The 12,024-nt window shown below is 57.3% G+C and carries 14 protein-coding genes and 1 pseudogene; 13 read left to right on the top strand and 2 right to left on the bottom strand.

What is annotated here, in order from left to right; translation table 11 throughout:
• Positions 1–74 precede the first annotated feature (74 nt).
• From EXR70_00370 to EXR70_00330, 9 genes and pseudogenes are all read left to right on the top strand, one after another.
• Positions 75–950, top strand: coding sequence for a branched-chain amino acid ABC transporter permease (locus EXR70_00370; protein MSP36926.1), 876 nt, complete (start codon positions 75–77; stop codon positions 948–950).
• Positions 951–976: 26 nt separating this feature from the next.
• Positions 977–1,918 (top strand): branched-chain amino acid ABC transporter permease, encoded by a 942-nt coding sequence (locus EXR70_00365; GenBank protein MSP36925.1) that lies wholly within the window; start codon positions 977–979, stop codon positions 1,916–1,918.
• Positions 1,915–2,643, top strand: coding sequence for an ABC transporter ATP-binding protein (locus EXR70_00360; protein ID MSP36924.1), 729 nt, complete (start codon positions 1,915–1,917; stop codon positions 2,641–2,643). Before EXR70_00365 ends, EXR70_00360 begins: the two co-directional genes overlap by 4 nt.
• A 5-nt stretch (positions 2,644–2,648) precedes the next feature.
• Positions 2,649–3,353 (top strand): ABC transporter ATP-binding protein, encoded by a 705-nt coding sequence (locus EXR70_00355; protein MSP36923.1) that lies wholly within the window; start codon positions 2,649–2,651, stop codon positions 3,351–3,353.
• A gap of 172 nt (positions 3,354–3,525) precedes the next feature.
• Positions 3,526–4,074 carry a hypothetical protein gene (locus tag EXR70_00350; GenBank protein ID MSP36922.1) on the top strand — a complete coding sequence of 183 codons (549 nt, stop codon included), beginning with the start codon at positions 3,526–3,528 and terminating at the stop codon, positions 4,072–4,074.
• A complete protein-coding gene (locus EXR70_00345; protein MSP36921.1) occupies positions 4,068–4,517 on the top strand; it encodes a hypothetical protein in 450 nt (149 codons plus the stop codon). The genes EXR70_00350 and EXR70_00345 overlap by 7 nt, the downstream gene beginning before the upstream one ends.
• A 283-nt stretch (positions 4,518–4,800) precedes the next feature.
• Positions 4,801–5,261 (top strand): annotated as a pseudogene (locus EXR70_00340) (hypothetical protein).
• 63 nt (positions 5,262–5,324) lie between these two features.
• Positions 5,325–6,452 (top strand): mandelate racemase/muconate lactonizing enzyme family protein, encoded by a 1,128-nt coding sequence (locus tag EXR70_00335; protein MSP36920.1) that lies wholly within the window; start codon positions 5,325–5,327, stop codon positions 6,450–6,452.
• Between the two features lie 33 nt (positions 6,453–6,485).
• On the top strand, positions 6,486–7,535 hold the full coding sequence (locus tag EXR70_00330; protein ID MSP36919.1) for a hypothetical protein: 1,050 nt from the start codon (positions 6,486–6,488) through the stop codon (positions 7,533–7,535).
• A gap of 210 nt (positions 7,536–7,745) precedes the next feature.
• Here EXR70_00330 and EXR70_00325 read toward each other — a convergent pair whose 3' ends face one another.
• Both EXR70_00325 and EXR70_00320 read right to left on the bottom strand, forming a co-directional pair.
• Complete coding sequence (locus EXR70_00325; GenBank protein ID MSP36918.1) at positions 7,746–8,063, bottom strand: hypothetical protein; 318 nt, start codon at positions 8,061–8,063, stop codon at positions 7,746–7,748.
• A 96-nt stretch (positions 8,064–8,159) separates the two neighbouring features.
• Positions 8,160–8,711 carry a hypothetical protein gene (locus EXR70_00320; GenBank protein ID MSP36917.1) on the bottom strand — a complete coding sequence of 184 codons (552 nt, stop codon included), beginning with the start codon at positions 8,709–8,711 and terminating at the stop codon, positions 8,160–8,162.
• A gap of 320 nt (positions 8,712–9,031) precedes the next feature.
• Here EXR70_00320 and EXR70_00315 point away from each other — a divergent pair, with 320 nt between their 5' ends.
• From EXR70_00315 to EXR70_00300, 4 genes are all read left to right on the top strand, one after another.
• A complete protein-coding gene (locus EXR70_00315) occupies positions 9,032–9,979 on the top strand; it encodes an FAA hydrolase family protein (protein ID MSP36916.1) in 948 nt (315 codons plus the stop codon).
• Between the two features lie 160 nt (positions 9,980–10,139).
• A complete protein-coding gene (locus EXR70_00310; protein ID MSP36915.1) occupies positions 10,140–11,306 on the top strand; it encodes an acyl-CoA dehydrogenase in 1,167 nt (388 codons plus the stop codon).
• Between the two features lie 96 nt (positions 11,307–11,402).
• Positions 11,403–11,738, top strand: coding sequence for a type II toxin-antitoxin system RelE/ParE family toxin (locus EXR70_00305; GenBank protein ID MSP36914.1), 336 nt, complete (start codon positions 11,403–11,405; stop codon positions 11,736–11,738).
• Positions 11,713–12,018, top strand: coding sequence for a transcriptional regulator (locus EXR70_00300; protein ID MSP36913.1), 306 nt, complete (start codon positions 11,713–11,715; stop codon positions 12,016–12,018). Before EXR70_00305 ends, EXR70_00300 begins: the two co-directional genes overlap by 26 nt.
• Positions 12,019–12,024 lie beyond the last annotated feature (6 nt).

Genomic DNA, 12,024 nt, shown 5'->3' with positions numbered 1-12,024 from the left:
GGATTCCGGCCTGCGCCGGAATGACGGAATCGGGAGGAACTCGATTTCACTTTGACAGCAATTCTCACCATTCCATGCCCACTGATCTCGTCACTCTCGCTAACGTGATTATTTCCGGCGTCCTCACCGGCCTCGTCTACGGCCTGATGGCGCTCGGCCTGTCGGTGATCTTCGGCGTCGCGCGGGTGGTTAACTTCGCCCATGGCGAGATGATGACGCTGGCGATGTATCTCGCCGTGCTTTTGTTCACGACACTGGGTCTCAATCCATTTCTCGCCATCGTGCCTGTAGCGATCCTATTTTTCTTTTTTGGCTATCTGTTGCAGGCCAAGATCATCGATCCGTTTATCACCCGCCCCGATCATGCGCAGTTCTTGCTGCTGCTCGCCCTCGCCGTGATCCTGACCAATGCGCAGCTGATTATCTTCGGTCCCGATGCGCGCAACATCAGTCTTGACTATTTGCTGGAATCGATAGAGCTCGGCCCGTTGCTCATCGATCGCGGTAAACTTTACGCCGCGCTGGTCGCCTTCGCGACATCGGCAGCGCTGGTCGCCTTCTTTCGCGGCACCGACACCGGCACGGCGATCCGCGCCTGCGCCGACAATTGGCTCGGCGCCAAAGTCGTCGGCCTCGACGTCAAGCGCTGCTACGCCGTCGCCTTTGGCCTCGGCTCTGCCTCGGTCGCGGTTGCCGGCTGCATGATGTTGCTGCTCGGCGATCTTACCCCCGCCCTCGGACCGACCTACACGTTGCTCGCCTTCGTCATCGTCATCGTCGGCGGCCTCGGCTCTATTCACGGCGCGCTGCTCGGCGGCGTCCTCATCGGCGTCTCGGAAGCACTCGCCGGACTGCTCATCACGCCGTCGGCGAAAAGCATGATCAGCTTTGCGCTACTGATCATCGTCCTGCTAGTACGCCCCCGCGGCTTGCTCGGTGGAAAGTTGTGAACCGCCGCGCCATCGCTTGGCTCTCGATGTTGGCCGCGCTTTTTCTGCTGCTACCAAGTTTTGCAAATAACTACGTACTCTCGCTAGCGACACTGTTTCTGTTCTTCGCCTACACCGGCCAAGCTTGGAATATTTTGCTCGGCTTCGCCGGCCAGCTCTCCCTCGGCCATTCGCTTTATCTCGGCGTCGGCGCCTATGCCGCCGCCGCGCTGTATCATCACTTCGGCGTTGGCCCGTGGGCAACCGTCTGGCTTTCAATTTCATTATCCGTGCTAGTCGCCGCCGTCATCGGCGCCCTCGCCTTTCGTTCAGCCATCGCCGGCGTTTATTTCACTTTGCTGACCATCGCGTTCGCCGAGTTCACCCGCATCGGCTTCGATCATTTCAACTGGGTGGGCGGCTCGGGTGGATTATTTCTAAAAGTTGTCCAACGCGAGCAAATCGATCTGCTCAATCTGCGCGGCCCGCCGGCGCTGTTCTACTACCTCATACTGGCATTGACAGCGGCGGCATTGGCGCTTTGCCGCTGGTTGCTGCACAGCCGCGCCGGTTTTTATTGGCAAGCGATTCGCGAGAACCAAGAGGCGGCGCAGGCGCTCGGCATAAATATCTTTCGCTGGAAAATGCTGGCGATGACGCTCAGCGCCGCGCTGATGGCGCCCGCCGGCGTGTTTCAAGCTTTCTACTACAACAACCTTTTTCCCGACCAGATTTTCAACATCAGCCGATCGATTGAAATAATTCTCGGCCCGATCATCGGCGGCATCGGTACATTGTTCGGCCCGATCGTCGGCGCGGCGTTGCTCACCTTGCTCGCCGACGGTAGCACCGAGCTGGTCGCCGCCCTCGGCTGGGATGTGCCCGGTGTCAAGCAACTGATTTACGGCCTCGCGCTATTTTTCGTCGTGGTCTTTCTGCCGAACGGTATCTGGCCGGCCTTGGCGCGCAAACTGAAGGTGAACAGATGAGTCCGCTATTGGAATTGCGCAACGTCAGCAAATCTTTTCGCGGACTCAGCGCAGTTGCCGACGTGTCCATCGCCGTGGAAACAAACAGCATCGTCGCGCTCATCGGTCCCAACGGCGCCGGCAAGACCACGTTATTCAATCTGATCGCTGGAGCTTTTCCTCCCGACAAAGGGGAAATCGAATTCGACCATCGGCGCATCGACAGCTTGCGCGCCGATCAAGTTTGCGCCGCGGGCGTCGGCCGGACGTTTCAAATCGTGAAACCCTTTGCTGGCCTGTCGGTGCTCGACAACGTCATTGTCGGCGCGCTCCACCGTGCGCGCGCCGTCGGTCAAGCGCGGCGCGATGCTGAAACTATTCTCGATCAGCTCGGCCTTAGCGCCAAGCGCGACTTGCCGGCGGCCACGCTCACGCTGCCAGAGAGAAAACGGCTGGAAGTCGCCCGCGCCCTGGCCACCCGTCCGAGATTACTACTGCTCGACGAAGTGCTGGCCGGGCTCAGACCCACCGAATGCGATGAGATGCTCGCCCTCCTGCGCGAGATTCAGCGCCGCGATGGAATTTCGATTCTAATGATCGAGCATGTCATGCGCGCCGTCATGGCGCTGGCCGAACAAGTGATCGTCCTGCACCACGGCGAAGTGATCGCGGGCGGCAGCCCCGCGGAAATTGTCCGCAATCCAGCCGTGCTCGAATCTTATCTCGGCGAGGACAGCGAGCCATGAGCGCGCTGCTCGAAGTGAAAAATCTCGATCTGTTCTACGCCGACGCCCAAGCGCTCGACGATGTGTCGTTGGAAATCGCTGCCGGTGAAATCGTCGCCATCGTCGGTGCCAACGGCGGGGGGAAAACTTCTTTGATCCGCGCCATCGCCGGCATCGAGCGCCCGCGCGCGGGCGTAATTCGTTTTGCCGACGAGGACATCACCGGCCTCGACTCCCACGAAATTTGCGAGCTGGGCATCGGCCAAGTCGCCGAAGGCCGCCAATTGTTTCCTTCACTAACGACGCAGGAAAACTTGCTGACCGGCGCGCTGCTCACGCGCGCACGCGGGAAGCTACAGCAGTCCTTCCACGAAGTCTTCGCCCTCTTCCCAAAACTCGCCGAACGACGCGAACAACTCGCCGGTACGCTGTCGGGCGGCGAACAGCAGATGCTCGCCATCGCGCGCTGCTTAATGGGCCGTCCCGAGCTGATCCTGTTCGACGAACCGTCCCTCGGACTGGCGCCCAACGTCGCCCGCGACATGCTGCACGCGATTCGCACGCTCAATGAAAAAGGCGCAACGATCTTATTGGTCGAACAGAACGTCGCGCTGTCGCTTAAATTGGCGCAGCAGGCTTACGTGATGGAGAACGGCCGCATCGTTATGTCTGGGAGCGGCAGAGAATTGTTGCGCGACGAACGCGTGCGGAAGGCGTATCTGGGGTTATAGTTGTTTTCGCTGCACGTTTGAGAAATTTTGCACTTGCTCATGGTGAATCACTCGGATTAATGTCTGTCAGGGATAAAAGAAATACATCATGGAGCGAAAATCCAGGTGACGATAACGCAGGAATAACGACAGGACGGCAGCGAATTCGTCCTTGAATATCTGAGGGGAAAAAATGAACAGAAGAACCGCCGTCCGGCGACTGGCAACTTTGTTTCTGACTACTGCTTCGCTCGCCCACGCGCAGCAGCCAAAAAAACTTTTCCGGATCGGGTATCTTTCGAACACCTATCCATCTGCTGAGTCCGCCCGTTCCGAGGCAGTCGGTAAGCGACTGCGCGAGCTAGGTTATGTGGAAGGACAAAACATCTCGATTGACTACCGATATGGTGAGGCAAACCTCGATCGAGCCCCCAAGCTTGCGTCCGAGTTAGTCGCTCTCAACTGTGATGTCATCGTGGTCGCTGGAGCGTACCAATGGATCCGGGCCGTTATGGAAGCGACCAAGACGATTCCCATCGTAATGACGGGCGGTGGACTCGATCCAGTCGACTCTGGTCTGATTAAAAGCCTTGCCCGTCCCGGCGGCAACGTTACGGGCATTGCCCACCTTAGCACAAACCTAGCCAGCAAAAGGCTGGAAATCTTCAAAGAAGCGCTGCCAAAACTTCAACGTGTCGCGGTTCTCTATGAACCGGCCAATCCACCAGTGAACGCCTGCTGAAAAAGGATTTCCCAGACGTGGCGCGTGCGCTGAAGTTGACTCTTCAGCCTTGGGAGGTACGAGGCGTCGACGATTTCGAGAAAGTTTTCGCCGCGATGAGTAAGCAGCGCCCGGATGGACTCTACGTGCTCCAGGGCGGGCTATTCGGGGCTAACGGAAAACGTATCGCGAACTTTGCGTTAAAGTCCCGGTTACCGTCGATGTACGGCAGTAAACTTGATGTAGAAGCGGGCGGGCTGATGTCCTACGCAGCGGACCTCGATGAAACTCACCGTCAGATCGCCTGGTACGTGGACAAGATTTTAAAAGGTACCAAGCCCGCCGAACTACCGGTGCAGCAGCCGATGAGGTTTGAGTTCGTGATCAACCTGCAGACGGCAAACAAGATCGGCGTGACCATCAACACCGACGTGCTGGCGCGGGGGACTAAGATTATCAGGTGAGGTGCGCTCACCCTAGCCCTCTCCCAAAGGGAGGGTATAAGAATGGGGCGCGAAAGTGTGGATCGAGAAAACGGAGCAGTGAGCAGAAGTGCCTTTTGGAATGTGCTATAAACTCGCTGTATGAACCAACCGGACGGACGCAAGAAGATCACTACCCGCATCATACGGCCCGGAGCTGCCGTCCCCGACGAGCAACATTGGGATAACGCTACGCCCGAAGAGCGGATCAACGCTGTTTGGGAATTGACTCTGCTCTGCCTAGCTTGGCAACCGGCCCACGTCCATGAACGAAGACTTCAGAGATCTATTAGCAGAATTCAACGGCCGGCAAGTTGAATTTCTCCTCGTCGGTGCTCACGCCTTGGCCGCGCATGGTCATGTCCGCGCCACCCAAGACCTCGACGTTTGGGTCCGTCCTTCCCCTGAAAACGCGACGCGAGTCATCGAAGCTCTCCGCGCCTTCGGCGCCCCGTTGCATGACCTGACGGAGAAAGACCATTCGACACCTGGCCTCATTTTTCAGATCGGCGTTGAACCCATACGCATCGACGTCTTGACCGTAATCGACGGTGTCCAGTTCGCCGAAGCTTGGGCTGGCCGGTTGATTTCGAAGTTCGCCGATCAACCGGTCTCCGTACTCTCCAGAGAACACTTGATAAAAAAAAACTCGCGGCCGCACGGACGCAAGACCTGGCCGACGTCGAAGCGTTGAAAAGGAAAGAACGACGACAAACTAAATCCTAGCCAAAAAAGCCGTATGGCCCGATTATAAATTTTTTGTATTTTTAAACCATCAGGAGCGCCATCATGAAGATCGCCGATATCGAAATCATCGAGCTGCAAAATATCCCGGTCACGCCGCCTTTGTTCAAGCAACCGCTACACACCGCGGTGCGCTTGCTGAAAGTCAAAACCGACGATGGCCTCGTCGGCATTTCACAGTTCGGCGGCTTCATGCATTCCGCCACCGCGGCGGCAATCCAGCATGAGCTTTTGCCGTTTCTGAAAGGCCAGGACCCGTTGGAGAACGAGCGCTTGATGCATCAGATGCTGTGGAAGTTTAACACCCGCGCCCACGCCGGCGTGTGGAGCTTCGCCGTGAGCGCCATCGACGTCGCGCTGTGGGACATCAAGGGCAAATTTTACAATGCGCCGGTGTGGCGCCTGCTCGGCGGCGCGCAGAAATCGATTCCAGCCTACATCACCTTCGGCCTGCGCGCTTATAGCCGCGACGAGCTTGCCGCCGCGGCAAAGCATTGGCTCGCCAACGGGCAGACGCGGCTCAAGATTCAAGTGGGACGATCCAACATTCGCGGCGCCATGGACCCTTCGGGCGCCAGCGGCGAGCATCGCGAAGATAATCCGGCCGAAGATGAAGCCCGCGTAAAAGCCGTGCGCGACGCCGTCGGCGATGATGTCGAGTTAATGGTCGACGCCAACTGTTTGATGAAGCTCGATGCCGCGGTGCGCTGGTGCAAGCGCTTCGAGCCGTACAATCTCATGTGGTTCGAAGAGCCGATCGTGCACAACGATCCGCATCTACTCGCGCAATTGCGCAAGCAGACCAGCATCCCGATCGCCGCCGGACAGTGGGAGAACTTTTTCAAACTCGCCGACTTGGTCAAGCAGGATGCCGTCGATTTTTTGAACATCCACGTGCTCTCCGTCGGCGGCTTTACCATGGGCATGAAGGCCGCCGGTCTCGCCCACGCGTTCAATCTGCCGATTGGCAACGGCGATCATTTCGACTTTCATTTACAAGCCGCGGTGCCCAACGGTTGGCGCGCCGAAATTCACGTCAACAACTGGCTGACGGCCAATGTGGTTTATAAAAACCTGCCGAAGCTGACCGATAATTGGATCAGCTTGAGCGAGACCCCAGGGCTCGGTCTCGAAATCAACGAGGACGCGGCAAGGGAATACAAAGTGAAATAAACTTCTCGGCATGAATCTGATTTTGGAGGTGTCATGAAGAAACTTGCTGTCGGCTTACTGTTCGTCATGTTTGCTTCTCTTTGCCATTTCGTATTTGCCGGCCGCCTTTCGGCGCAGGAACCGTTCTACAAAGGCAAATCCATTCGCCTGGTAGTGGGCTCGACCCCGGGTGGATTTTACGATCGCTGGGCGCGCATCTTCGCCAAATACATGCCCAAGTATATTGCTGGCAACCCCGAAATTGTCGTCCAGAACATGCCCGGCGCCGGCTCACTGGTGGCGGCGAACTATGTCTACAACGTCGCCAAACCCGACGGTCTCACTCTCGGCATGGTCCAGTACAACATTTACATGGACCAGCTGGTTGGGCGCAAAGAAGTCCAGTTCGATGTCCGCAAGTTCGCCTGGATCGGCTCGCCGGCCAGTGAAACCGTGCTGCTCTACATGCGCAGCGACGCGCCCTATAAATCGATCAAAGATATCATCAAGGCGAAAGAGCCGCCGAAATGCGGCTCGTCAGGAACCGTCAGCACCGACTATTTGCTGGGAAAGCTGCTCGAGGATGCGATCGGCGCAAAATTCAATAACGTAATCGGTTATCCGGGCGGCGCCGAAATCGATCTCGCCGTGGAAAAAGGCGAGGTGGTTTGCCGCGCCCACAACATCTCCGCCCACTTCGGCCGCGAGCCCTTCAATAGCTGGCACCGCAAAGATTTCGACCGCCACATCGTTCAGACCGGCGGCAAACGGGACTCCCGCTTACCTGACACGCCAACCATCTACGAATTGTTCGAGGAATATAAATCCGCCGAGGTCAGCCGGCGCGTGGCACATGTGATCATGACCGGCGGCGAGTTGGGCCGGCCCATGCTAACGATACCGGGAACCGCTGTGGACCGGATCAGAATCCTGCGCGACGCCTATGCCAACGCGCTCAAAGACACCGAGCTGCTCAAGGAAACCGAGAAAGCCAAAATGGACGTCGATCCGACTCCCGGCGACGAACTGGAAACGCTGATCAAAAAGGTCATGGACCAACCCAAGGAAGTCACCGAGCGGGTCAACAAAATGCTGGCAAATTAGTCCTTAGCAGGATGCTGAAAAACCCTTCGGAGTCCTTCGACAAGCTCAGGACGAACGGATCGGAGATTGAAATCATTGAGAGAAAATCCATTCATGCTGAGCTTGTCGAAGCATGTTCCACTTTTTTCAGCAGCCTGTTAGGATGCGGCGAGCGAAGAGAACCGCATCGGTGGGGACAACCTCGCGAGACAAGTACCCTCATCGCTTGATTCACTTCCCCGCCCACAGCTTGTCGAAGAATCCGCTCTTATTGAACGAATCTAAATAGCGCCGGTCGATCAGGTCCATCGGCTTGATTTTTCTCACCCGCGCGTCGGTCTTAGCGGTCTCGTCGATGATCGCCTGCAGCGCTTCTAGCTTGAATTCCAAGCGCGGCTCTAACGCCTTTATCTCTTCGTCATAGGCGCTGTCCAAGACTTTGCGGTCCGTGATGCGCAGCTGTTTGCCCAAGACTTTGTAAGTCAGCTCTTTGTCCGTGAACATGAGTTTCATCGCTTCGGCGCAGGCGCGGACGAATTTTTCGATCACCGGCCCGCGGGCATTCAAGATCGACCGGCGCGTGATCAGCGTCGCCGCCGCGAACGGAATGCGTAGATCGGGACCGTAGACGACGTAACGAAAACCTTAGGCCAACGCCCGCGCCCCGCCCGACGGTCCGGTCATCGTCGCGGCATCCACCGCGCCGCCGAACAAGGCGGCAAGATTTTCCACCTGGCCGCCGGTCTGAATGATATTCACATCGCTGGGCTCCATACCGAATTGCCGTAGCGCCTGCACGACGAAATAGTGCGAGTTGCTGCCGAGACGCGACAAACCGAAGCGCCGGCCTTTTAAATCTTGCGGCCGCTTGATTTCCGGCTTGGCGAGAATGCTGTGCGTGAGCGTATTCTTGGCGCTGGCGATAATAACTAAATCGCTCGCGCCCTGGGCCACCGCGCGCACGATCGCTTCGCCGCCGCTGATCGCCACCTGGGCGTCGCCGCCGAGCATCGCGGCAGTGACCATTTGAGCGGAAGAAATGTAAAGCAGCTGAAAATCCAAATCGTACTTGCGAAACAGCCCGGCTTCCTCGGCGATCCACGGCATCGCTTGCGACATGGTGCGCGCCGAATAAAAACCGACAAGCTTATCGGCGGCGAGGCCGGTTCCCATCCACAGCCAAAGAAAAAAACTCACAACTCGCCAAATCAACAAAAAGCGGACGACAGGATTTCCCCTCACAACGGCACCTCCTGAATCATTGGCAATGCTGCGGACTTGGAGACCGCGCGAGCATAACAGATAGCGCTACACGCAGCGAGCAAAAATGCATCGGCAGGGCGACCAGCCGGTCGCCCCTGCAATCCCGAACGTTCTTTGCGACCTTTGCATCCCGATCGCCCTGAGCCGGTCGAAGGGTGCGGCCAACCTCCTAATTCGAAGATGTTCGACCGCTTGACCCAAAGCCGACCGAGATGTTACGCCAATCCACACGGAAATAATTTGGAGGCGAGAAAATGAAAATCGTAGTATTCGGTCCGCAACGGCGCGTCGGCGCTTTGTTGGATGACCGCGTCATCGATCTCAATCGCGGCTCGTCGCAATTGCCGACGCGGCTGTTAGATTTTATCGAAGCTGGAGCACCCGCCTTAGCGGAAGCCAAACAGGTCGTCGAACGGTTCAGTAATACTGCGCCGGGCGGTGATGGTGTTGTCCAAGCTTTGAATGCCGTTCAGTTGCACGCGCCCTGGCCCGAGCGGCGCATCGCTTGCGTCGGCGGCAACTACGCCAATCATCTGCTCGGCATGTGGGCTAACCGCTTGGGCAAGACCGACATCACCGTCGAGGAAGTCGCAGCGGAAGCGAAGAAGGCCGGCCAGTGGGGATTTTGGAAAGTTCCCGCCGAAGTCGCCGGACCGGGCGGCGAGATTCCATTTCCCAAGCGCGTGACTTATTTCGACTATGAAGGCGAGGTCGCAATCGTCATCGGCAAGCGCGGCAAAAATATTTCCGCCGCCAAAGTAAATGACTATGTCTGGGGCGTGACATTATTCCACGACTGGTCGATTCGCGACGGCGGCGGCACCGACCGCGCGGTAAGCTATAATTTGCAAAAGAACTTCGACGGCGCCGCATCCATGGGTCCGTGCATCGTCGTCGGCGAAACCGGCCAGCAAGAAGTCGACGTCGAGACGCGAATCAATGGCGTGGTGCGTCAGAGCTACAGCACTAGCGAGATGATCTGGAACTTCGGCGAAGTGTTGGAATATTTATCTCAAGATTTCACCTTCGTCCCCGGCGACGTCATCGCCGGCGGCACCTCGGCCGGAACCGCGGCGGATAAATCGCGCCGCAGCGCCGAAGGCAAACGGCCCCTCGATCTGTTCTTGAAAGTCGGCGACACCGTCGAAGTGTCGTCGTCCAAGATCGGCGCGCTGTCGAATAAAATTGTCGCGAGCGACTAGAATCTTGTTTCCGTCATTCCGTCATTCCCGCGTAGGCGGGAATCCAGGTTTGTCACCCGTCGCATTTATACTTAACCTGGATGCCGGCCTGCGCCGGCATGACGGAGGTGATTAAGGACGAATGTACAGTCACAAAAGGAACATTTAACGGAGAGCAGACATGGACTTCAACTTACCCGAAGAAATCCAAATCCTGCGCGCCACCGTGCGCAAGTTCGTCGACAAAGATCTGATCCCGCTGGAACGCGAGTACCGCCACGACAGCGAAGGGCCCATGCCCGATCATCTGCTCAAGCCATTGCAGGAAAAAGCCAAGGCGATGGGCTTGTGGATGCTCGACGTACCGGAGGAATATGGCGGCGCCGGCCTGGGATTGTTGCCGCGCTGCGTGATTCACGAAGAGATCGCCCGCGCCGCTTCTCTGCCATTTCGCAGTCTAGAATTATTCGGACCGGAGGTGCGGCCGGTATTATTTTATTGCAGCGACGAACAGAAGGAACGGTTTTTAAAACCGGTGCTGCGCGGCGAGATGAAGTTCTGCTTCGCCCAAACCGAACCCGACGCCGGCAGCGACCCGGCCAACATGCGCACCCGTGCGGTACGCGATGGCGATGATTTTATTATTAACGGCACCAAGAGATTTATTACCGCGGCCGGCCGCGCCGACTACGTGCAACTGATGGCGGTCACCGACCCGGAGAAGAAAGCGCGCGGCGGCATCAGCTGCTTCGCGGTGGATTTGAAAAGCCCCGGCGTCAATCTCGAGCGCCAATGGCCAGCGATGATGGGTGAAGCACCATGGCAATTGTATTTCGAAAACGTCCGCGTGCCGGCGAACAACCTGATCGGCGAGATCGGCGGCGGCTTTTCCATCGCGCAAAAATGGATCGGCGAAGGACGCATCCGCGGCCACGGCGCCCGCCCCGTCGGTATCGCCTCGCGCGCCCTCGACATGATGATCGAGTGTTCCAAAGTGCGCGTCACCTTCGGCAAGCCGCTATCCGAGCGCCAAGCGATTCAATTCATGATCGCCGACTCGGCCATGGAGATTCACGCCGTGCGCAACATGGTCTACGAATGCGCCTGGCGCGTCGACCGCGGCGAAGACGTGCGCGATCTCTCCTACATGGTCAAAGTCATGGCGACTGAAATGGCTAGCCGCGTCGTCGACCGCTCGATCCAAGTGCACGGCGGTTTGGGTTTGATGAAGGAACTGCCGCTCGAATGGTGGTACCGCCAAATCCGCAGCACCCGCATCACCGAAGGCGCCAACGAAGTGCTGCGCTGGCGCCTGGGGCAAAATATCATTCGCGCACATAAAGGTTAGTAGCGTACGGCTCGACCGCCAGCGATTTCGCAAAGCAACATGTTCTACTCAAGATCGCAGATTGCAGCGTAGTAGCTTTTGAGCTACGATTCACGCGTGGAACGGCAGCTTCTCATCTATGAGGCAATCGATGGAAAAATACCGTTTCTCGATTGGCTAAATCAGCTCAAGGACATAAAGGCGCGAGCCACCATTCGCGCACGACTCGACCGTGTTCGCCTCGGAAACCTGGGAGACTCCAAAAGCATCGGCGACGGCGTCCATGAATTGCGCATTGCCTTTGGCCCAGGATACCGGGTGTACTTCGGCCCTGATGGATTGTTTTTGGTTGTGCTGCTCTGCGGCGGCGACAAAGGTTCGCAGAAGCGCGATATCGCGCAGGCCAAAAAACTGTGGAGGGAATATCATGCCGACAAGAAGCTATCAAAGTGAACTACTCAAACAGCTCCGCGATCCCAATGAAGCCGCGGAATATCTTAATGCTTGTTACCACGACTCCGAAGAAGTGTTCTTTGTCGGGCTTCGTAACGTCGTTGAAGCTGGAGGAGGAGTTCGAGCACTTTCGAAGCTAACCGCGCTCAATCGCGAGAATCTTTACCGCGTGCTATCTGAAAAAGGTAATCCAAAGTTTTCATCACTTGCGGCTATTTTGGATGCCGTTGGTATCGCCATTCATTTTACCCCACGCCCAAAACGAAAACGCGCAGCCTGACCGGGC

The organism is Deltaproteobacteria bacterium, from assembly GCA_009692615.1.
GTDB lineage: Bacteria > Desulfobacterota > Binatia > UBA9968 > UBA9968 > DP-20.
This window is presented reverse-complemented; position numbering and strand designations above follow the sequence as displayed.

Bases quoted from the DNA above. Each gene is read 5' to 3' on its own strand.
- EXR70_00330 (MSP36919.1), top strand. From the start codon at position 6,486: ATGAAGAAACTTGCTGTCGGCTTACTGTTCGTCATGTTTGCTTCTCTT.
- EXR70_00360 (MSP36924.1), top strand. From the start codon at position 1,915: ATGAGTCCGCTATTGGAATTGCGCAACGTCAGCAAATCTTTTCGCGGA.
- EXR70_00370 (MSP36926.1), top strand. From the start codon at position 75: ATGCCCACTGATCTCGTCACTCTCGCTAACGTGATTATTTCCGGCGTC.
- EXR70_00315 (MSP36916.1), top strand. From the start codon at position 9,032: ATGAAAATCGTAGTATTCGGTCCGCAACGGCGCGTCGGCGCTTTGTTG.
- EXR70_00365 (MSP36925.1), top strand. From the start codon at position 977: ATGTTGGCCGCGCTTTTTCTGCTGCTACCAAGTTTTGCAAATAACTAC.
- EXR70_00300 (MSP36913.1), top strand. From the start codon at position 11,713: ATGCCGACAAGAAGCTATCAAAGTGAACTACTCAAACAGCTCCGCGAT.
- EXR70_00335 (MSP36920.1), top strand. From the start codon at position 5,325: ATGAAGATCGCCGATATCGAAATCATCGAGCTGCAAAATATCCCGGTC.
- EXR70_00310 (MSP36915.1), top strand. From the start codon at position 10,140: ATGGACTTCAACTTACCCGAAGAAATCCAAATCCTGCGCGCCACCGTG.
- EXR70_00350 (MSP36922.1), top strand. From the start codon at position 3,526: ATGAACAGAAGAACCGCCGTCCGGCGACTGGCAACTTTGTTTCTGACT.